We start from the raw sequence: 22,367 nt of genomic DNA on the forward strand, positions 1-22,367 counted from the left end.
CATCTCTAGTGTCTGGCGCACTGTCGGACATGATCACGGGGGTGGCTGGTGGCTGGTTGGCCCATGCCTGCACGCTTTTCGCGCGTCAGATCAGGCTTTCGCCAGCGGTGGATGGCGGTTGTGGTCGTCGCGGCCACCGCTGCCTCGGTGCTCGGGGTACCCGTCGCCTCCGCTGCCGGGGTTGAGCCGGCGAGGGCCTCGTGTGTCGACGAGCAGCCTGACGCTGGCGCGGCCCGTCGGATGCTGGGGATTTGCGGCCGCCGGGTGGAGGATCTCTCGGCGCGTACGGAGTGGTCTCAGACGTTCCTCAACGTCGACGGGTCGCGGACGTTGGAGCAGAGCATCGAGCCGACCCGGGTGCGCAAGGGGGGCGCTTGGGCGCCGGTGGACACCACGTTGAAGGTGTCCGCCGACGGGGTGGCGCCGCGGGCCACCGTGCTGCCCACGGTTTTCTCCGCCGGTGGCGAGGCTCCGATCGCCCGGCTCCTCGACGGTGACCGAGAGCTCGCCATGACCTGGCCGGGCCGGTTGCCGAAGCCGGTGCTGCAGGGGCCCACGGCGGTGTACCGGGATGTCCTGCCGGACGTCGACCTGCGGGTCACCGCGCAGCCCATGGGCTTCTCCGAGGTGCTGGTGGTGCGGTCTCGCCAGGCGGCGGCGGATCCGAAGTTGGCGTCCCTACGGTTCGGTCTGCGCACCAAGGGAGTCACCGTCGGTACGGCGCCGGGGGGAGGCCTCGCGGCCCGTGACGCCAAGGGCGGCACCGTGTTCGCCGCGCCCGCGCCCCTCATGTGGGACTCGTCAGAGGCCCCGGACATCGAAGTCGATGGGGCCAAGCCGGCCGAGAAGCGGGTGCGCGTGCTCGGGGCACCGCGTAAGCCGGACGCGGCGCAGCAGCAGCGGCAGCAGGAACGGGAGCGGTCCGCGCCGGTGGCACCCGAACGCAAGGCGGTGCCTGAGTTCGCTCGTCGGGCCGTGATGCCGGTGCGGGTGGACGGTGACACGGTGACGCTGGTGCCGGACCGGGCGATGCTGGCCGACCCGCGTACGAAGTTGCCCATCTACATCGACCCCTCGTGGACCGGTGGCATCTCGAGCAACGCGTGGACGTCGGTGTGGAGCAAGCACAAGTCGAGTTCGTTCTGGCAGAACTCGACGGCGTTGAATAACGGCAAGACCTTCGGTTCGGCGGGTGCCGGTCGTACGGAGGACTGCACGGGATGCGCGGACCACATCATCCGGTCGATGTTCCGGATGAACACCTCGTCGGTACGCGGCAAGCACATCCTCGCCGCGCAGTTCCGCGTCGAGCAGCGACACGCCTGGACGTGCAGCCCGAAGACCAACGCGAAGTTGTGGATGACGGGGGCGATCTCGTCGGGCACGACATGGAACAACCAGCCAAGCTGGTACAGCAGCTACACGGCGCAAACCGTCGGCAACCGCAAGTACGGGGCTGCGCACGGCTGCCTCGGCACCGGCACCATCGAGTTCAACGTCAAGACGATGGTAGCGAAGGCGGCGGCTAGTAACTGGTCGACGCTGACGGTGGGTCTGCGGGCGATCGACGAGGGCACCAAGGGGCAGTGGAAGCGGTTCAACCACGCGTCGCCGAAGTTGGCGATCACCTACAACACCAACCCGAATGCGCCGTCGGACCGCAAGTCCGACGGCAAGGCCTGTGCTACCGGCACGTCGCGCCCGTACGTGCTGACCACGACGCCGATCCTGGCCGCGAGGCACTCCGACCCGGACACCTCGCAGCAGTCGCTGACCACCTGGTTCTACTGGTGGCCGGTCGGCGGTGCGCGTAACGAGACCGACAAGGTCTCCCAGGCGGCGGGTAACCCTTCGACGGTGTCGAAGACGATCCCGTCGGGCAAGCTCACCGACGGTGGCAGTTACATCTGGCAGTCCCGGACGTGGGACGGCTCCCACTACGGTGCCTGGTCCGGCACGTGCGAGTTCACCGTGGACGCGACACCCCCGCCGTCACCAGCCGGCGTCACCTCCACCAACTACACCAACGACGGCGTGCCGCGCGGTGGCGTCGGCCTGCCCGGCACGTTCAACTTCGCGCCGCCATCGGCTCGACCGCACGAGGTGCGGGAATACGCCTACAGCCTCGACTCCGGGTTGCTGACCGCGGCGAAAACGGTGCCGGCGCGCACCACCGACTACGGGGCGTCCATCAGCTTGGCGCCGCTGCACGACGGGGTCAACGTGCTCCACGTGTGGTCCAAGGACCACGCGGGTCGATTCTCGCCCCCGGTGACGTACACCTTCAGCGTCCAGGCAGGATCCGGACCTGCCGCGGAGTGGACGTTCGAGGAGACCGGCACCAACGCCACCGACGTCTCCGGGCACGGCAACACCCTGGCCATCGGCTCGGCCACCCGAGTTGCCGGCAGGTCCGGGGTGGGCTCCACGCTGTCGCTGTCGGGCACCACCGCGGCGACGAAGACCGGGACGATCAACACGCCGCACCCGGACACCGGAGTCTCCACCCCGGTCCGGACGGACGCGAGCTTCACCGTCACCGCGTGGGTCAAAATCAACTCCACGGCGGGCACGGGCGTGCAGACCGTGGTCAGCACCAGCGGTTCCCGGATGTCGGCGTACCACCTCGGCTACGCCGGCAGCAACCAACGGTGGCGGTTCACGATGGCCGCAGCCGACACCGACAACGCCGCCGGGTACAGCGTCCTGTCCGACGCCATGCCTACCGCCGGCAAGTGGACCCACTTGGCGGGCGTCTACGACGCGTCAACCAAGAAAATGACGCTCTACGTCAACGGCGTCGCGCAGACCGCCACCGCCACCCTCGTGGGCGGTTTCAACGCCACCACCGAGGTGGCGATCGGCAAGCGCAAGTTCAACGGCAACTCCGACAGCTTCTTCGCGGGAGCCGTAGACGACGTGCGGTTCTACAACTTCATCGAGACGCCGGCCAACCTCGCGAAGCTGGCCGTGCCGCTACAGCCGAAGATCACCTTCCCCAACGGCACCGCCATCACCGCTGGCGGCCAGCTCACTGTGAAGTTCGACGCCGGTGGCGACACGAACGTCACGAAGTTCAAGTACAGCGTCGACGGCACCGGCCTGGGCAGCACGGTGAACGCCACCGCCGCGGGTGGCACGGCCACCGTGACCGTCAACGTGGGCACCACCATCGGGGAGCGGCCGGTTCACGCGGTAGCGGTGGACGACGGCAACCGGGTCAGCGGCATGAACCAGGGGCAATTCACCGTCGCCCCCGCCGCGAGCCTCTCCGGCACCGTATGGGACCCGAACTTCCTGCCGCAGGCCGGAGCCGTCGTGCGGCTGCAACCCGGCGGCTACCAGGCCACCTCAGAGGCCGACGGCAGCTACGCCCTGGCCAACTTCCCCACCGGCTCGTACACCATCACCGTCACGTTCGGTGGTCGGTGCGGACTGGTGTTCAACGAGCCGATCGAGATCGACGGTCAGGGGCACATGGAAGATATCTTCCTCGCCTTCATCAGCGACGATCTGGGCCATGTCTGCGCCGAGCAGACCAGGGCGTTCACCGAGGCCGGTAACGTGCTGGCGCTGACCGGTGACGACGCCGTCGCCACGGTGCAGTTGCCGTTCGCGTTCCCGTTCTACGGCGGGGCGTACCGCAGCGCCTGGGTGGACACCAACGGTGTGCTCTCGTTCACCGACCCGGGTGGTTCGCACCCATACACCGGAGGCGGGCAGCTGCCCACGCCGGCGGACCCGAACGCGGTGGTAGCCCCGTTCTGGGACGACCTGGTGGTCGACGCGTCGGCGAGCGTGCGCACCGCCACCACCGGTACGGGCGCCGACCAGCGGTTCGTGGTCGAGTGGCGCAACGTGCACCGCAAGGGGAACACGAGCCAACGTCTGTCGTTCGAGGCGGTGCTCGCGCCGGACGGCACGGTGACGACAAACTACGACCAGCTCGACAACGACGCCGAAAAGGGCGCCAGCGCGATCGTCGGCATCGAGGCCGCGGCCGGTGAGGACGGTCTGTCGTACTCGGTCGACGAGCCGGTGCTGGCCAACACCAAGGCGATCACATTCGTCCGTCCGGACGTCGCCGGTGGGCTCGAGACCCACAACCTCTCTGGGACGCTTACCGACGCGGCCGGCGCCCCGGTCGCCGCTGCAACGGTCACGCTGGACCCCTCCGGCCTGAGCACCACCACGGGCGCGGGCGGGGCGTACAGCTTCACCGGCCTAGTCGCCGACAGCTACACCGTCTCCGTCACGCAGTCCGGCCGGTGCGGCAGCGTGGTGCGTAGCCAGGTGGAACTGTCCGCCGACACCGTGCGGAACCTGCAGCTAGGGCCGGACTACGACGGCCTCGGGTACGCCTGCTCCACGGGCACGTCCGGGTTCGTGGCGGCGTCGACGGTGCTGGCCCTGACCGGCGACGACGCGACGACCATGGTGACGCTGCCCTTCCCGATGCAGTTCCACGGCCAGTCGTACACCAGCGGTCGGGTGCACACCAACGGGCTGGTCAGCTTCGGCAGCGCCTCTGGGGAGCCGGACACCTGGGCCAACCCGACTATGCCGACGGCGACGGCTCCGAACGCGGTGGTGGCGCCGTTCTGGGACGACTTCGAAGTGGACGCGTCGGCCAGCGTGCGGACCCAGACCCTCGGCACGGCCCCGAACCGGTCGTTCGTGGTGGAATGGCGCAACGTCAACTTCCGCCCGCCAAGCACCGGGCGGCTGACCTTCGAGGTGATCTTCCACGAGGACGGGCGGATCGCGTACCACTACGGCGCGATGTCCACCCCGATCCAGCAGGGCGCGGGCGCGACGGTCGGGTTGGAAAACGCCTCGGGCACAGTGGCGGCGCTGTACTCCTTCCAAGAGGCGGTGCTGACCGGCAACAGCTCGATCACCTACACCCCGGCCCCAGCCGGCACGGTCACCGGCACCCTTACCACCGCCGTCACCGGCGGCACCTACGCCGGGGCGACGGTCACCCTGAACCCGGGCAACCGGAGCACCACGACGGGCGCTGACGGCAGGTACCAGTTCACCAACGTGCCAGTGGGCGAGTACACCCTCGCCGCGTCGACCGGGGACAACCGGTGCGTCGGCCAATACGCTAAGGAGACCGTCAACCACCCTGGCGGCACGCTGGACGTGGACCTGTCGGTGATGGTCGACGGTGACGAGTTCGGCTACAAGTGCACCGCGGGTGCGACCACCTTCGTCCCAGGTGACATCACCGAGGGCTGGAGCGGCGACGAGACGGTGTGGCCGAAGAACCCGCCGTTCCCGGTCAAGCTCTACGGCGAGTCGTACACTTCGGCGTGGATCAGCGCCAACGGTTTGATCAGCTTCAAGGACCCGGCGTACTTCGGCTGGATCGGCTCGCGGCCGGGCACGATCCCGTCGCCGGCCGCCGAGGGCTCCCCGAACGCCACCGTCTATGCGCTGTGGGACGACTGGGTGGTCGACTCGCAGGCCCGCATCGCCACGAAGGTCAGTGGCACCGCGCCGAACCGGCAGTGGGTCGTGGAATGGCGTAACGTCCACATCTACGGCGACACCAACACCCGCGCCACCTTCGAGGTGATCTTCAACGAGGGCGGCGACATCACCCTCGCCTACGCCGACATCGACCCGGCCAAGCCGATCGAACGCGGCGGCGAGGGCACCGTAGGCATCGAGAACGCCGACGGCTCGATCGGGTTCCAGTACCTGTTCCGCGAGTCGTGGCTGGCCAGCGGGCAGGGCGTCACATTCAAGCCCAACCCGCCGGGGCAGGGCAGCGTCGCCGGCACCGTCACCTGCCAGGGCACCCCGGTCGCCGGGGCGAGCGTCACGGTGGCAGACAAGACGACCACCACCGCCGTGGACGGCACCTACCAGATCGACGCCGTGCCGGCCGGCACCTGGGCAGCGATCGCCACCGTCACCGGCGCCTGTAAGGGTTCCGACGTGCGGCAGGTCGTCGTCGGCACCAACACCCAGGCCACCGCTGAATACACCTTGGGCGCCACCAACGCCGGCGGCGGATACACGCTGGCCGAGCAGGCGGTGGCCTACGCCCCGGCCAATACCACGGTGCTGCCGGTGACCGGCGACGACGCCTACACCTCGGTCACCCTGCCTTTCCCGGTAACGCTGTACGGGCAGACATACACCACCGGCTGGGTGGACAGCAACGGCGTGCTCAGCTTCATCGACCCCGGCGAACCCTCGCCGGACGCGTGGCCAATCCCGTCACCGGCCAGCCCCGAGGAACCCAACGCCGCCCTCTACCCGTTCTGGCACGACTGGGTCGTCGATAGCAGCGCCAGCGTCCGCACAACCGTGCGCGGCAGCACCGGCAGCCGGCAGTTCGTCGTCGAGTGGCGCAACGTTCACTCCTATGAAGACCCCCTCACCCGCGTGACCTTCCAGGTCATCCTCGACGAGACCGGCGGCTTCAGCTTCGCCTACACCGACAACGACGGCACCTTCCTCGAACGCGGCGGCGCCGCCACCATCGGCATCGAGAACGCCGACGGCAACACCGCCATCCAGTACACCTACCGCCAACCCGTCCTCCGACCAGGCCTCGGGCTCAGGTTCAACCCGCCCACCCCCTGACCACGCCACGGTGACCACGAGGGGACCGTCTCCCGCGAGACGACCCCTCCCAAAGCTCGCACCCTGCCGATCCTCGAAACTGTCGGAGGCTTCTGGTGATCCCGCATTCGCCCGCTTCGTCACTCTCAGCAATTATCCGAAAACTAAAAGCTAAGAAGCGGCGACGTGGTTCGCTCGCGGCGGCCGTCGCCGTCACCTTGGTCGCCGGCCTGCTTCAAAGCGTCCCGGCGCAGGCCGCCCCGACCGGCTACCAGCCGACGTCCGCTAAACCCATCCCGACCGTGCCCGTCAAGACGGTCAAGCCCGCGACGGTACCCGCGGCGAAGCTGCCGCCGCCGGCGTCGACCAAGCCCGCCTCGGCCTGGCCGCCCGCCGGCACCGCCGTGGTCGACCTCACCGGCGCCCGGCCTGACGCCAGCCCGGCCCGCGCCGGCACCCTGCCGGTACGAATTGCCCGGCCAGCCGCGTCCGCCCGCAGCACGGCACCCCCCGGTCGAGTACGCGTCGAGGTGCTTGACCGCGCCACCACAGAGCGCGCTGGAGTACGCGGCCTGCTGCTCAAGGTGGAGCGCGCCGACGGCAACGCGGCAAGCGGGAAGGTCGACCTCACCGTCGACTACGCATCGTTTGCCACCGCGTACGGAGCCGACTGGGCCAGCCGACTCCGACTCGTGTCACTGCCCGACTGCGCCCTGAAATCGCCTGAGAAGAAGCAGTGCGCGGGCACGCCGCTGCCATCTCATAACGACCCGACTGCCCGCACAGTGTCCGCCGATGTGCCCGCACGGACGGCGCAGACCATGATCGCGGTCTCGGCCGCCCCGTCCGGGCCTGCGGGCGACTACTCGGCCACCCCACTGCAGGCCTCCTCGACCTGGTCCGCAGGGGGCAACTCCGGGGCTTTCACCTGGTCATACCCTATGCGCGTGCCGCCCACGCCCGGCGGACTCGAGCCGCAGGTCGAACTGAGCTACTCCTCGCAGTCCGTCGACGGCCGCCACGCCGCCTCCAACAATCAGCCTTCCTGGGTGGGCGAGGGCTTCGAGGCGTGGCCCGGCGGCTTCATCGAGCGACGCTACAAGGCATGCGCCAGCGACATGGATGGATCGGCCAACAACAACGAGAAGACCGGCGACCTTTGCTGGGAAACCGACAACGCCGTGCTGTCGCTGAACGGCAGCTCCGGTGAGCTGATCTACAACGCTACCGAAAACCGATGGCACCTGCGCAGCGACGACGGCTCCCGGATCGAGCGGAAGAGCGGTGCGCGCAACGGTGACAACAACGGCGAGTACTGGGTCGTCACCAACACGAACGGCACCCAGTACTGGTTCGGGATCAACCGACTGCCCGGCTGGGCGTCCACGAACCCGGAAACCAACTCCACCTGGACGGTTCCGGTATTCAGCAACGACCCCGGAGAGCCCTGCCACGCCGCCGACTTCGCCGACTCCGACTGCGTCGAGGCATGGCGGTGGAACCTGGACTACGTCGTGGACGTCCACGGGAACTCGCTGTCCTACTGGTACGGCAAGGAGACCAACAAGTACGGCCGTAACCTCGACCCGGACGACGACACCATCTACGACCGGGGCGGTTGGCTTGACCGCATCGACTACGGCACCCGTCGCGTCAACGGCGTCGACTCCGTGCTAAGCACCCCGGCACCCTTTCGCGTCGATCTTGGGGAGGCCAACCGCTGCCTCAGCAACTGCACGACCCACACCGAGACGCAGTGGCCAGACACGCCCTGGGACTCCGAGTGCACCGGGTCATCCTGCGCCGACAAATTCGCGCCGACGTTCTGGACCACCAAACGGCTGTCCACCGTCACCACGCAGGTGCGCAACGGCAGCGGCTACGAGAACGTAGAGCGGTGGACGCTGAGTCACACCTTCCCCGATCCCGGGGACGGCACCCGAGCCGGCCTGTGGCTGAACAAGATCTCTCACGCCGGCCTGGTCGGCGCCACCACCAGCCTGCCAGACATCGAATTCACCCCTGTCCAGCTGTCTAACCGAGTCGACACGATCGACTTCGCCGAAGCGATGAACTGGATGCGGATCACGAAAATCCGTAACGAGACCGGCGGAACCCTCAGCATCAACTACTCTAAGCAGGACTGCCAGGCCGGGCAGACCATGCCCAGCCCGCACACCAACTCCCGCCGTTGCTACCCGGTCATTTGGGAGCCGGAGGGCTATGCCAACCCGGTCACTGACTGGTTTAACAAATACGTGGTCGACACCATCTACGAGAACGACAACACTGGGGGCGTCCCGCCGCAGGGCAGCAAGCGTGTGGCCTATAAGTACACCTACCTTGATGGTGTGGCCTGGCACTACAACGACGACGACGGCCTGATCGACAAGAAGAACAAAACCTGGTCGGACTACCGGGGGTACGGGCGCGTCGGCGTCACTGTGGGTGACCCGGGCGAGCAGACCTACACCGAAACCCGCTACTTCCGCGGCATGCATGGCGACAAGCTCGCGCCGACCGGCGGTATCCGCACCGCCACCATCGACGGGATAAACGACGAGGACTGGTTCGCGGGCATGACCCGGGAAACCAAAACCTTCAACGGCCCCGACGGGCCTGTGGTGGAGCGCGAGCTGAGCACCCCCTGGGGATCGGCGGCGACGGCGACCCGCACGATCAACGGTGACACCGTCACCGCCCGCTTCAACCGGACCGGTATCGTGACCAAGCACGCCGTCCTCGACGCCGGGCGGGGTGAGAGGGTCACCAAGACCGTCACCAGCTACGACGTCTACGGCATGACCGTGAGCGTGGACGACCTCGGCCAGGACGGCGTCAACGGCGACGAGCAGTGCACCAAGACCGACTACACCCCACGCAACACCACCGACTGGCTCATGGACCGGGCACACCGCGTACAGACCTACGCGGTCAAGTGCGCCGACATCACCGAGACCCTGGCCGACGATGACGTCATCGGGGAAACTCGCACCACCTATGACGACCACAACTTCGAGGCCGAGCCGGAACGGGGCCTCCCCACCCGCACCGAGCACATGAGCGCCTGGAACAACGGTGCGCCGACCTTCACCACCGTCGGGCGGGTAGCGTATGACGTTCACGGACGAGTCACCTCGACCTGGGACGCCAATAACTACGAGACCAAGACCGCCTACACCCCGACGACCGGGGGGCCGGTCACCGCAGTGACCCGGACCAACCCCATGCTTCACGTCACCACGACGACGCTGAACCCGGCGTGGGGGCTCGCGACAGTCGTCCGGGACGCGAACGACAAGCAGACCGAGTTGGCGTACGACGGGCTGGGACGCCTTTCCTCCGTCTGGCTGCCCGGCAGAGCCCGTGCCACCGAAACCGCCAGCGTGACCTTCGGTTATCAAATCCGTAACGACAGCGCCACGGCAGTCTCCACCTCGGAACTCGACGCCGCAGGTAACTACATTACGTCACACACCCTGTATGACGGGCTCATGCGGGAGCGGCAAACCCAGTCCGCCTCCCCCTCAGGTGGACGGCTACTGACGGACACCTTCTACGACACGGCCGGACGGCCGGTCAAGACGTTCGACAGCTACCACGCAACCGGTACCGCTGGCACGACTCTGGTCACCGCGACCGAACGGGCCCTTGTCCCCACCCAGACCCGCACCGAATACGACGGCGCAGGCCGAACCACCGCCTCGATCTTCCAGCCCTACGATGCTGAACGCTGGCGGACCACCACCTACTACGCCGGCGACCGTACCGACGTCACCCCACCCGCCGGTGGCACCGCCACGTCTACCCACACCGACGCCCTCGGTCGAACGGCCGAAATCCGCCAGTATCACGGTGCCGCGCCGACCCCTGGCACCACCGGTAGTTGGGACGCCACGACCTACACCTTCAATCGCAAGGGGCAAATGACGCAGAGCATCGACGCTCGCGGCAACAAGTGGACATACACGTTCGACATCTGGGGCCGGCAGATCGAAGTCAGCGATCCCGACAAGGGCAAAACGATCTCCACCTACGATAACGGCGGGCGGGTTACCACGATCACCGACGCCCGTGGCAAGAAGCTGGCGTACGGGTACGACCCCCTCAACCGGAAGCGGGGGGTCTACGAAAACCAGATCGGAGGCACCCCGCGGGCGCTGTGGTTCTACGACACCTTGGCGAAGGGGCAGCTAACCCAGTCGAACCGCTACGTCAACGGCGCCGCCTACCAGGTGAAGGTCAGCGGCTACACGGACAGCTACCAGCCGACGGGCACGGTAGTGGTGATCCCCACGTCCGAAACCGGGATCGCCGGCACGTACACGTTTGGCACGTCATACAAGGTGGACGGCTCGGTGGCGTCGCAAGGCATGCCGTCGACGAACGCAGACCTGCCGGAGGAGACGCTGCTGTTTGACTACAACAGCTACGGCCTGCAGACCGGCATGCGTACCCTCTACGACGGCGTCGAATCCTCGTACGTCGTTGACACCGACTACAACGCTCTCGCCGAGGTCGACCAAATGGAGCTCTACACCGGATTCGGCGGGCGAGTCTTCCAAAAGTACACCCGTGAGTTGGAGACCGGGCGCCTTACCGGAATCCGCACCGACCGCGACTCCGTGACGCCGAACATCCTCGCCGACATTCAGTACCGCTACGACAAGACCGGCAACATCACCAGGATCGCCGACGTCACCCCTGACCCTGTCGACGACACCCAGTGCTTCACCTATGACCACCTGCGCCGACTCACCGAGGCGTGGACGCCCTCCTCCGGTGACTGCGCCGAAACGCGCTCGGCCACCGCCCTGGGCGGGCCCGCCCCGTATTGGCAGTCGTGGACCTTCGACAACATCGGCAACCGACGGACCGAAACCGTCCACACCGCCACCGGAAACACCACAACCACCTACAATTACCCGGCCGACGGCACGCCCAAGCCGCACAGCCTCACCTCCACCACCGGCGGCCAAGTCGGCAGCTACACCTATGACGAAACCGGCAACACCCTGACCCGCCCCAACGGATCCTCCGCTACCCAGACGCTCACCTGGGACTCCGAGGGCCACCTCGACACGGCGACCGACTCCACCGGCCAGACCAGTTTCGTCTACGACGCCAACGGCAACCGACTGATCCGCAGGGACCCGACGGGTAAGACGCTGTACCTGCCGGGGCAGGAAATCCGCTACAACTCGGCCACGAATACCACCACCTGCACCCGCTACTACTCCTACAACGGCGTCACAATCGCGTCCCGCACGGCCGCCGGCTTGACCTGGCTGGCTGGTGACCACCATGGGACGGCCGGGGTTTCGGTCGAGGCCGCGACGCAGCAGTCAAAGATCCGGCGGGAGACGCCGTTCGGCCAGCCCCGCGGAAGCAACCCGACGTGGCCCAACGACAAGGGCTTTCTCGGTGGAACCAAGGACCCCACCGGTCTGACCCATCTCGGGGCCCGGGAATACGATCCCTCCATCGGGCGGTTCATCAGCGTTGACCCGGTAATGGATCTGACGGATCCACAGCAGTGGAACGCCTATGCCTATTCCAACAACAGCCCTGCAACCTTCAGTGACCCCAGCGGACTCATCGACACCGACTGCCTGACCATCGCCAGTTGTCCCGACTACCGCCCTGGGGATGAGAAGGGCAATCGGAAGAACAAGGCCAAGAACCCGGGTTGCTGGCCCCGATGCTCCGGCTCGAAGGACCCCCGTCGTCCGAGCGGCGGAACCACGAAATCGGAACCACCGGCGATCGGTCCCATTGTTCTTCATGACGGTGACGTCTACGACCCGGATGAACTTGCTCACCAGGTGGAGACAGAGAGGGCCAAGCTGTTGGCGGCGGGAGGAAGGCTTTCAGGTCACGAGGATCTGGACGCCATCCGGCTGCTCCTCCTCGCCTGTAATTCAACCGCCAGCACTCGTCTCTGCTCTCTAGAATTTCAAGCCTTCATCGACCAGACCTACACGGGTCTTCTGGACGTCTACGCGTCCGAGTCGGAGCTCGGCCCGATGTCGGTCCACTCGCCGACAGCGGCAGGGTCGGATGGGCGTGCGAACCCAATCGTCCGCGTTCCGCATTTCCTCAGAACCACGAAGAGTGGAAGGATTGTCGGCGACCACCTGCAGCCCAAGGATCTTGGTGCTGCGAAGAGAGAACTTCGGGGCGAGGTGGTCGCGCGTAAGGCTGACGGAACTCCATGGAACCACGTGGCTGAGGTAAGGGACGCGCAGCGAGGCTTGTTGAAGCGCGTGAACTCAATAAAGGACAGGATGAGGTTCGGGCAACGCATGACGGTGGACGAGCGCGTCAACCTGCAGGTCGAACTCTCATACGCGAGCCGGATGCTGGATTACTCGTACAAGTACGTCCCACCGGGAACAGCCTGACCTCTCACGTAGGTCAGGCACACGGGGTGCCCCCGCGCGGTCGTCGGGTGTCCTGCAGGACACCCGACGACCGTACGATGGCACAAGCCGGCGCAGGTCCCGCCGGGGGTGCCCCAGATGCGCACCCCAGCCGTCGGCCGGATCTGGATGCGGATCTAGCATCAACCTAAAAGGAGTGTGTTGTGCCAGAGCCGGACCTTGACGACCTGTTGGACCGCGCGAAGTACGGGCGGGTCTCGAAGGGTGAGGTCGAGTGGGTTGCCCAAATCATAGGAAACCCCTCGGCGCACCACGACCTGTATCGCCTGATCCACATTATCGGGCGGGCGGGAAACGCCCGAGACCACGAGGAGTTGGTGGCTCCGTTCCTGGATAGTCCAGGGGATCCCATGCTCAGTCGGATCGCGTCGATTGTGCTCGACGAGTGGGGCCTTTTTGGAAAGTACCACGACGAATACCTTGCCTTCTGCCAGGGTGTTGACTGGGACTATGAGGAAGACGTCCGAATCGTTGCTCTGACCCGGGCCGGAAAGTACCTTGCGCAGAGTAAGAGCTCTTCTCTGTTGGCCTGCCTGATCCAAACGGCCACATCTTCGGAGGAAGACGAGATCACTAGGCGTGCAGCTCTGGACGGCTTGGCCCTGGCCACCGGCGCTGCCATCCAGGATCTGCCGAGTGTCGACACATCCGTGGAATTTGACGGATCCTGGGCGGCAGGTGTTCTTCGTCAAGCCGACCAGCGGTACCGACGCGAATGCCAGACCAATCGATGAAACGTACTCTGATGACGCGCTCGCTGACCGCCCTGGCGGCCGCGGAGGGGATCCTTCTCACCGCGGCCTGCGGGGCAGCCAGCAGCAGTTCCTCGGCCGGCGGCGGCCAGCGCCCGTCGGTGGCCCCGCAGAGCACTGGCCCGGCGGTAACCGGGGTGCAGTCGCTCCATGACCTCGCTCCGGAGCTGGAGGAGCAGATCGGCGAGGTGCGAGGAGATCCCACCCCTGGGTGACCACCCACTCACCTGGCACCTGTGGTCCCTCCTGGATCTCGAAGAGACCCCACCGGGGGCGTCGATATTGGATAGCGCGGCCAGGCCGGGCCGGGCGCCTGGCGCCTCCTGGACCGGGCCGCTACCCCTGGCCGTGATTCCGTGGCGTCGCCTCCTCGGGCGGTGCCGGCGACGCCGGACTCAAGCTCCTCCGCCGTGGCGTGCGGCCAACGCGTCGAAGAAGGTGCGCAGCAGGTCGATGGGCCGGGATCCTCCCGCAACTCCTGGCCGCCGAAGCGGTAGACCTCGTAGCCACGCAGCCGTAGGCTGCGGTCCTCGGCGACCATCTCCGCGTACCGCTGAGGGCTGGCCCGGCCGAGATCGTCGGCGTAGTGCTGGACACCGTCGCACTCGATCACCACGCGCGCCCGGTTCAGCAGCAGCAGGAGGAAGTCCATCCGCTGTCGGGCAAGGGCGGTTCCGCCCTGACGCTTCGTGTACGGGTCGTAGTTGAGATAGACCTGCGGGATCAACGCGGGGATGTCGGCTCCTTGATCGCCGGGTTCAGCTCCACCGGCGCGCATCCGCAGGACGCTGTGCACTCAGCAGCTGTGCCTGGCTCTGCACGTTGACCCGTACGTCGACACGGGGTGATGAGCACGGTGGGTGGGAGTCCTGCGGCCGTGAGACGACGGTTGTAGGTGTCGGCCAGCTCGGTGGCGGTGTCGTGTTCGCCGAGCGCGGTGAGAATCTCGGTCGCTTGCTGGTGAAGGGCCTGGTTGTAGGGGTCTACGCGGATGCCGGCCTGGAGGAGTTCGAGGGCGCGTCGCGGATTCCGTTCGGCGTTGGCCAGGGCGGCGTATGCGTCCAAAACGTGGCGGCGGGTGGCCTCCCGCGTCGGGTCCAGCCACGGCCACTGGTGGCCGGCGGCGAGGTCACCGCTGTAGGCCTCAACGACTGCCTGCCAGGCGGTGGCCGGGCTGGTGACGGCGGTGGCGGCGCGCGCGGCCAGGGTACGCACCCGCCACAGGTCGACATCGCAGAGGCCGGGGTTGAGGCGGTAGCGGTTGTCTACGTGGTCGATGACGGTTAGTCCGCAGGCCGCCCGCACCGTGGTTCGTAGGTCGCTGAGGGTGGTGTAGAGGCGGCCGGTGAGCCGGTGCGCGGGCAGGCCCGGCCAGATGGCCTCGACGATCTGCTGGCTGCTGGCTCCGTCGGAGTGCACCGCGAGGAAGACCAGCACCTGCAGGGCGGCGCTGCGCCGGATCGACACGGGAGTGCCGTCGGCAACCAGGGTTGGCTTGCCAAGAACCCGCAGATCAAGCCGCCCGGCGACGGCGCGCGCGGGCGGATGGGCGTGGCGCCCGCCGTTCGCTTGGCGGGGGATGCGTGGTCGCTTGGGTGTAGTCATGGTCGCGGGCGTGGACCCGGCGCCGGGGTGTACGTCAGGTGTGTGCGCCGGGGTGATCACGGCGAGTAGGTCGGTGGCCGCCACCGGGTCGAGCACGCATAGCCGCGGCCCTACCCAGTCGGGTCGGTGTGGATCGTGGGTGTGGCCCGCCGCGTCGACATGCAAGATCACCTCGGCTGTACCGGCGCCGAGGAACACGGCGGTTGCGGCGCTCGCCGCTAACGCCACCGCGAGCGGTTCACCGCGCGGTGCGGACTCGCAGATCAGCACCGGCCGGCCGGTGTCGTCTCGTCCGGAGCTGTACCGGGCTGCGGCCGATGACGCAAGTAACACCGCGGCGTCGTCGACGCTGCCTGCCACCTGTACGCCGGGCAACGGCCGCGCCACGATGTCAGCGTCGAGCAGCAGGCTCGCCGCGACACGGGTGATCACGAAGGGTGCCGACGCTGCGGGGTGGCGCAGACCGGCGAGAGCGGCGGTGACCAGCATGCCTCTGGCCGCGGCGAGGGCACCCGGGCCAGTCAATGCGATGCGGCCTGACGGAAGCGACGCGATCGCCCCTGCGGGCCCGTCCGCTGCGATGCCGGTGGCTCGGGCCGGTGGTGTGGGGGCGACGAGGGCGGCCTGGACAGTGGTGACGGTCTCCGGCAGCGGCGCCAGGTCCGTATCGTCGCGTGCATCAGGTGGTGGGTGGGGTTGGTAGGTGCGTCGGCGGCGCAGCCACACCAAACCGGCGGCGGCAGCGACCTGCTCGGCGAACTCCCAGGGCAGCCAGCCTCCCCGCAGCACCACCCCACCGGCGTCGCCTACCTCCGACACCCCGTCGAGGCGCTCGACGCCGTTCGCGTCGGGATCGGTCGGCTGGTCGAAAGTCCCGGCTGCCACAGGCAGTGCAACCTGCTGCCCGTCAGCGGTAGCTCCGGTGTGGGCGCCGGCCCCGAACGCGGCGGCACCGGCCAAGCCGGTGGCGGTGGCCTGCAACGGGGTGGGCAACGGAACCCTGCCCAGCCACCGTGCACCCACCCGTGCCCGCGCAGCCACTCGGACGGCGACCGTGGCGGCGAGCATCAGCCACACCAGCCACGCCGCTACGGTCAACGCCACGGCCAGGCTCTGCGCGGTCAGCGGCTGCGTCACCCACTGCCGCAGGTCCGGCCAACCGTTCGCGGGCCAGCCGACAACCGTGACCAGCACCACCGGCGGACCGACAAGCAGCAATGCAAGAACAAGCAGGTACGCCACCTGCCGCGGCCAGCGCACCTCACCCACCCCCACGACACGCCGCCACGGTGGTGGTCACGGTGTGTTGCACCGGCTGCCGGGCGGGGCGGATGACGCGCGCCCACACCTGGCGGGTCCACCACACGGCGACCGCGGTCGCGTAGATCACCCCGAGGATCCCGGAGGCGGCCTGGCTGACGATCGCCGCGCTGATCACCCCCAGCGGAGCGGCGAGGATCAGCCGCAGCAGCGGCGTGGAAACGACCGCCATCACCACCCCGATACCGAGCAACAGCCCACCGACCCGGCCAGCGGCATCGATCCACAACACCAGATCCGGCCACCGATCCGCTGTCAGCGAGTACTGGATCAGCGCCATTCCCGCCGCCGCGCACACCACCGAGCCGGTCGGAAACGCCAGCACCTGCGACCAGCCACCCACAGGTTGGCGCCACTGCCGTGCGGCGATCACGGCCATCACCGCGGCGACCACGACCACCGGTGCGATCGGCATCAACGCCCACCGCAGAAACGAGCCCACCTCCTGGCCGATGTAGACGCTGCCTACCACCGCGTACAGCCCGGCCACCGCCACACCCAACGACATCGACGCCAGGATGCCCGTGCCGACCTGCCCACCCGCGGACATCGGTGCCTGGCCGGGGCGGGCGGCGAGGGCGGACGCGATCACCGTGCCCGCCCCAAGGGCGGCGACCAGCGCGAACACCGCCGCCATCGCCAGCTCACCCCAGTTGAGCAGCGCCCACCGGTGCACGTACCAGCCATTCCACTGCGCCGTGAGCAGGAACTGCGCCACTAAAGCCAGTGACGCGAAGCCCGGCACCGCGATCGCCACCGCCCGCCGTACCGGCGGCACCGGCGGCACCGGCGACTCCGCCATCTCCACCCCGGCCCCGACGCTTGCCGCGCCCGCGTCCGCCGCCCCGCAGACGGCGGCCATCGCCGGATCGGCGAGCACCACCGGCGTCACACCCACACACTCGGCGAGAGCCTCGGCCACCGCTGGCATACCAGCCATGCCGCCCACGACGTACAGGCCGGAGACCTCGGCCGCATCCACCTCCGCCGCAGCGACCGCCTCGACGGCCAACTGGGCGACGCGCTGCGCGACCGGCCGCGCGGCCTGCTCCAGCACAGTGCCGTTCACCACCACCGCAGGCCCGTCCGGCAGGGGCACCGTCACCGCGGGATGTTCACCGAGGGCATGCTTCGCGGCGCGGACACTGGCCAGCAGCACCCACTGCGTACCGTTCGATGCCGTTCCGTCCGGGATCGGCGCGTTCGGCTCACCGCCGATGAGCGCGCCGATCAACGCGTCATCGACGGCGGACCCGCCAGCGGACGCATCGGACAGGGTGGCGAGGACCTCGAACCCGGCCGGCCCGCGCCGCAGGACGCTCACCTCCGCGCCGCCACCCACATCACACACCACGACATAAGACCCGACCGGCAAATGCACACCTGATGCCAGCATCCGGGTCGCCACGGCCACCGGGGCCTCCACCAGACGAGGCTGCGGCAAGCCCGCCCGATGCGCCGCGTGCCGCAACCAGGTACGCCGCCGCGGCCCCCAACCAGCCGGCACTACCAGGCGCACATCCTCGATCTCGCCACCGGCGACGGCGCCAGCCTGCTCAGCCACCTGCCGCAACGTCGCCGCGACCAGGTCCACCGCGTCGACCTCGCCACCGGGCAGCGCCTCCCGCTGCTCGATTGAGCGGCGCGGAGCCGGAATGAAACGTTCCGGGCACCCGGCCGCGGCCTGCCAGGCCGGCTGCCCCGTGATGACGCCGCCGTCCTCGGACAGGAACACCGCGCTGGACAACGCCGATTCGGCCCCGAACGTCAACGGCGACCATGTCCCGTCAGGCCACGCCAACACCGCCGATGTGCTGGCACTGCCCCAGTCAATCGCCAGCCGCGCTTCCCCCGACCGCATAGACCCCAGTCAAGCACGATGATCACTATGCTGTCACCTACGCATCACTGCCCGCGATCGCCATGAGGTGAGGGCCGCCCCCGAACAGCGGATCAGCGAAACCCCCAACCGAACCACCACGGCACTTCCCCACGAACGCCTCTTCCCAGGCCTGGCCGCTCCCACTTCCACATGCTCAGACACCGGTGACCGCAGTACCGCTACTGCGGATGCTCAACGAACCAGGCCATTGGTGCGGGAGCCGGCACCAATCCGGTCCCCGCACCGTTCCCGTGCACAGACGACAGTCACCTCAGCGCGTGTCGACCCCTCGCCGCATGAGGGGTTCGTATCAGGACGAGCAGGTGTTGAGCATGCTCTGCAGCGCGGACTTCTCCGACGACTGCAGAGCCAAACCCCAGTTGTATTTCACGGTGATCCACATCTTGCTGTAGGTGCACCGGTAGGCGGACTGCGGCGGCTGCCAGGTCGACGGGTCCTGGTCACCCTTGGCCTGGTTGACGTTGTCGGTGACCGCGATCAATTGCGGACCGGTCAGGTCGTTGGCGAAGCTCTGCCGCCGGCTGGTCGTCCACCCGCTCGCCCCGGAGCGCCACGCCTCCGCCAGCGGCACAACATGGTCGATATCCACGTCGGAGGCGGCGGACCAGGTCGCTCCGTCGTACGGGCTGTACCAGCGCCCGGACACCGCCGCGCAGGAACTGTCCACGACAACGGAGGTGCCGTCGCGCTTAAGAACCTGCTCGCGGCTGACGCTGGTGGCTCCGGCGCCCGCCGCGCCAGCGGGTGACCGGCGGCCAGCGCCCCCGGTGGTGTTTTGCAGCCCGAACGTCGGCGAGATGACCGACGTGCCGGCACGGGATCCGGTCGGCCGCCGGTCACAGGGCAACCGGATAGACAGGGGACGCGGCCGCCGGGGCCACTGATGGCAGCACGGTGAAGCGCCCGCTGGGGACCACTACCCGGCGGGCGTTGGTCCGTGTCGCCCTGGCTACTGCGGCGGGTACTGCTGCGGCGGCGCAACGTGGGTGACGGTGGTCGTCGAGCGGCTCTTTGACTGGGCGAACCACCAGTGGATCGGCCAGATGATCCAGGCGACGCCGCAGGTGAGGAATCCGCCGACTGCGTAGAGGACGTGCATCCAGCCGGGGATCCCGCCCGAGGCGACGCTGGTCTGCTAGTAGCCCATCGGTGGCGGGTACCCCTGGGGCGGGTACTGTCCGGGCGGCGCCTGCGGCGGCGGGTACTGCGGGCCCTGCGGCGGCGGGTACGCCGCGGGCTGCGGCGGGACGGGCTGCTGCTGGCGCTGGGTGGGGTCGTCGGGTTGCATCGGCACAGGTTACGCCGGATGTCCACAGTGGGGATGCCAGCCGATCGGGCATGAAGAGGCCCGCCGACCTGCGGAATCATTCGTCGTTATGTCGTGGCCGGAGGCGGCGGCCGCCACGAGGAAGGCCGGCTCGCGGTCGAGGGCGTCCTTGTCCCGGTCGTACGGCTGGGTGGTGCGCGGGGGTCCCCGTGCCCCATGGCGCGCTGCCGGTCTTCGAGCTGGGCGCCGCGCTGCCGGCCGATGGTGTTCCAGGCATGGCGGCAGCTGTGCGGACCGATCTTCTTTCAGTCCGCGACGCCGGCGGCCTTGGCCAGCCGGCGGATGAACCTCGCCACCTGGTAGCGGTCGATTCGCTCCCATGCGGCGTTGAGGAACGACGAGGAGACCCTGCGGGTGCCCCGGGCGGCCAACGGGCTGGAGCCCGCCCAGCCCGATTGGCTCGAGCCCTGAAGGCGCCAGGTTCCGCGTAGCGATACTGTCCGACCTCACGCATACCCTGCGCGTCGAGTCGACCCCACACCGCTATGTAGCGGTTCGCACGCGGACCCGGACGGTCCGGGTCATCCCTCAGTCTCCGAGGAGCAGACGTGAGGCAGATCCTGTTCAGAGTTCTCGCCGGCGCGGCCCTGGTGTTGGCCCTCGCCGGCGTCGCCGCAGCCCCGGCCCAGGCGCAGGCCGAGGCCGCTGGGGATGTGACGGCGTCGTCCCCCTGCTACGAGCCCGCCTACGGCCGGGACTGGGTGTATTGGAAGATCACCAACAACACGACGGCCGACATCGAAGCCACCATCACCAACGACACCGGCTTCCCCCCGATGTTCACCGTCCCGGCCGGCGGAAGCGTCGTCCGGGAGACCCTCGGCGGGTACGACGTCCAGGTGCTCGTCGGCGGCGTTGTCGTCGCCTCCGCCTCCGTGACCCGCGACGCGGTGACGGCCTGCGGCACCGAAGCGGCCAACTTCAACCTGATCGTCGACTGCCGACCCAGCCCGTATCAGGTGACGCTGCGGATTAAGAACGCGACGGAACAGGCACGGTCGTACCGGCTGGTGAAGCAGCGCGGCGAGGAGCTGACCGGCACCGCCCTCCCCGGGAACACGTTCATCACCGAGGACTGGGTGAAGCCGACCGACCGCTGGAAGCTGGAGATCGCAGGGTACGGCTACGTTCGGCTGGTCAACGAGCCCCCGCTCTGCAATGCGCCCCCCACGGCGACGCCGTCCAGCACGCCCTCGCCGCCGGCGCCCACTAGCCCGTCTCCGGTGCCGACTACCCCGGCGCCGGCCACCACCCGCCCTCCGGCGCCTGATCCCACCACGACGACTACCGACCCCGTCCTGGACCCGGTGGCCCACTCCTCCGAGCTCGGTTCAGGCGACGGCCTGGTCATCGGCGGGCTGGCCGGCCTGCTGGTGGGCTCGGCGCTCGGCCTCGCCGCGGCGTTCCGCCTTCGCCGCCGGACGCCGTAGCAGCGTCAGGCTGAGTTGACCCGGGGGCGTCCTGTGCGGGGCGCCCCCCTTTTACCCGCGGCAAGCGGGCCGCGTACGACGTGCCGGACGTCGGCGCGCAGCTACGCGCCGAACGGCGGGGCTGCCACCTCCACTGCCAGAATCCGGCGTGTGGCCCTTGTCGACGCCCGTCTACTCGGGTTGGTTGCCCCTCACAGCACCTTCGATGTGTGCTGCCTAGACACCCCGAAGAAGGCGCTGCAGCGGCACCGCATCACTGCGGCTCGGTATCGGGAGTTGCTGCGGGCGCAGGGCGGCGGGTGCGGAGTCTGCGGCACGTCGGCGTGGCGCCACCCGGTCGGGTTGGTGCCCCTTCCAGTTGACCATGATCACTTGTGCTGCTCGGGCCGTGATTCGTGCGGCCGGTGCGTACGGGGACTGTTGTGTGCCGGCTGCAACGGGTTCCTCGGCCTGGTCGAGCTCCACGGCAACGCGATGCTGCGGCCGAGGACGTGGATCGAATCTGCCCGCGCTTACCTGACCTACGCCGGCGTTGAGCCGTGGGAGATGGACCGGTTCGTCACCAAGGGGCGCATCCACCGAGACCGGCGAATCAGAGCTGGGATGGACTGCGGCTGCTACCACTGCACCGGTGATCCCAAGGGAGCGGGTGGATGGATCGCTGCGGCGATCGCCGCCGGTGAACCGGTGTGGGACGAGATCATCCGGCGATCCGCGCGGCAGCAAGCGAGAGCCCGCGCCTCGGGTTGACCTTTGCCGACGACGACCTGTGAGCCGCCTCCGCTATCCCCACCTGGCTGACCGGGACATTCGTTGTCGCGGATCTTCGCTCCTACCCGGTCGCCTCTTCCCCACGATGCGGAGGTGAGGAGTGTTCACACTCGGCGGGCGGTGAGTCCGGCCCGGCGCCGGGCCAGCGCGGCCGCGGACCCGGTGCTGCGCCGGCCGGTCGCGCCGATGCTCGCCATGCCAGTCGAACAGGTGTCCGAGGACCCCGACCTATCC

At 68.4% G+C, this 22,367-nt stretch carries 13 protein-coding genes; 6 read left to right on the forward strand and 7 right to left on the reverse strand.

The window, feature by feature from the left end:
• Positions 1–111 precede the first annotated feature (111 nt).
• The 4 genes from ACFHW0_RS18045 (at position 112) to ACFHW0_RS18060 (ending at position 13,992) form a co-directional block, all read left to right on the forward strand.
• A complete protein-coding gene (locus ACFHW0_RS18045) occupies positions 112–6,603 on the forward strand; it encodes a carboxypeptidase regulatory-like domain-containing protein (RefSeq protein WP_416609092.1) in 6,492 nt (2,163 codons plus the stop codon).
• A 95-nt stretch (positions 6,604–6,698) separates the two neighbouring features.
• Positions 6,699–12,986 (forward strand): polymorphic toxin type 28 domain-containing protein, encoded by a 6,288-nt coding sequence (locus tag ACFHW0_RS18050; protein ID WP_416609094.1) that lies wholly within the window; start codon positions 6,699–6,701, stop codon positions 12,984–12,986.
• A 182-nt stretch (positions 12,987–13,168) separates the two neighbouring features.
• A complete protein-coding gene (locus ACFHW0_RS18055; protein ID WP_416609096.1) occupies positions 13,169–13,759 on the forward strand; it encodes a hypothetical protein in 591 nt (196 codons plus the stop codon).
• 11 nt (positions 13,760–13,770) lie between these two features.
• On the forward strand, positions 13,771–13,992 hold the full coding sequence (locus ACFHW0_RS18060) for a hypothetical protein (RefSeq protein WP_416609099.1): 222 nt from the start codon (positions 13,771–13,773) through the stop codon (positions 13,990–13,992).
• Between the two features lie 8 nt (positions 13,993–14,000).
• Here the strand turns inward: ACFHW0_RS18060 and ACFHW0_RS18065 are convergent, their stop codons facing one another.
• The 7 genes from ACFHW0_RS18065 to ACFHW0_RS18095 all read right to left on the reverse strand — a co-directional run bounded on the left by ACFHW0_RS18065 (position 14,001) and on the right by ACFHW0_RS18095 (position 20,303).
• On the reverse strand, positions 14,001–14,504 hold the full coding sequence (locus ACFHW0_RS18065) for a hypothetical protein (RefSeq protein ID WP_416609101.1): 504 nt from the start codon (positions 14,502–14,504) through the stop codon (positions 14,001–14,003).
• Positions 14,501–16,624 (reverse strand): AfsR/SARP family transcriptional regulator, encoded by a 2,124-nt coding sequence (locus tag ACFHW0_RS18070; protein ID WP_416609103.1) that lies wholly within the window; start codon positions 16,622–16,624, stop codon positions 14,501–14,503. Before ACFHW0_RS18070 ends, ACFHW0_RS18065 begins: the two co-directional genes overlap by 4 nt.
• 19 nt (positions 16,625–16,643) lie before the next feature.
• A complete protein-coding gene (locus tag ACFHW0_RS18075) occupies positions 16,644–18,563 on the reverse strand; it encodes an Hsp70 family protein (protein ID WP_416609105.1) in 1,920 nt (639 codons plus the stop codon).
• A gap of 331 nt (positions 18,564–18,894) precedes the next feature.
• On the reverse strand, positions 18,895–19,452 hold the full coding sequence (locus tag ACFHW0_RS18080; protein ID WP_416609107.1) for an HNH endonuclease family protein: 558 nt from the start codon (positions 19,450–19,452) through the stop codon (positions 18,895–18,897).
• A 102-nt stretch (positions 19,453–19,554) separates the two neighbouring features.
• Entirely contained in the window at positions 19,555–19,704 is a 150-nt protein-coding gene (locus ACFHW0_RS18085) for a hypothetical protein (protein ID WP_416609110.1), read from the reverse strand.
• 36 nt (positions 19,705–19,740) lie between these two features.
• Entirely contained in the window at positions 19,741–19,893 is a 153-nt protein-coding gene (locus ACFHW0_RS18090; RefSeq protein WP_416609111.1) for a hypothetical protein, read from the reverse strand.
• A 284-nt stretch (positions 19,894–20,177) separates the two neighbouring features.
• Entirely contained in the window at positions 20,178–20,303 is a 126-nt protein-coding gene (locus tag ACFHW0_RS18095; protein ID WP_416609113.1) for a hypothetical protein, read from the reverse strand.
• A 177-nt stretch (positions 20,304–20,480) separates the two neighbouring features.
• Between ACFHW0_RS18095 and ACFHW0_RS18100 the strand changes: the two genes are divergently transcribed.
• Both ACFHW0_RS18100 and ACFHW0_RS18105 read left to right on the forward strand, forming a co-directional pair.
• Complete coding sequence (locus ACFHW0_RS18100; RefSeq protein ID WP_416609115.1) at positions 20,481–21,362, forward strand: hypothetical protein; 882 nt, start codon at positions 20,481–20,483, stop codon at positions 21,360–21,362.
• A 150-nt stretch (positions 21,363–21,512) separates the two neighbouring features.
• Positions 21,513–22,112, forward strand: a complete 600-nt coding sequence (locus tag ACFHW0_RS18105) for an endonuclease domain-containing protein (protein ID WP_416609118.1) — start codon at positions 21,513–21,515, stop codon at positions 22,110–22,112.
• Positions 22,113–22,367 lie beyond the last annotated feature (255 nt).

This window comes from Micromonospora sp. LOL_025 (genome assembly GCF_048060285.1).
In the GTDB taxonomy this organism is placed as follows: Bacteria; Actinomycetota; Actinomycetes; order Mycobacteriales; family Micromonosporaceae; genus Micromonospora.

Coding starts and splice junctions, on each gene's coding strand:
- ACFHW0_RS18045 (WP_416609092.1), top strand. CDS start 112: ATGGCGGTTGTGGTCGTCGCGGCCACCGCTGCCTCGGTGCTCGGGGTA.
- ACFHW0_RS18060 (WP_416609099.1), top strand. CDS start 13,771: ATGACGCGCTCGCTGACCGCCCTGGCGGCCGCGGAGGGGATCCTTCTC.
- ACFHW0_RS18075 (WP_416609105.1), bottom strand. CDS start 18,563: ATGCGGTCGGGGGAAGCGCGGCTGGCGATTGACTGGGGCAGTGCCAGC.
- ACFHW0_RS18085 (WP_416609110.1), bottom strand. CDS start 19,704: ATGCACGTCCTCTACGCAGTCGGCGGATTCCTCACCTGCGGCGTCGCC.
- ACFHW0_RS18090 (WP_416609111.1), bottom strand. CDS start 19,893: ATGCAACCCGACGACCCCACCCAGCGCCAGCAGCAGCCCGTCCCGCCG.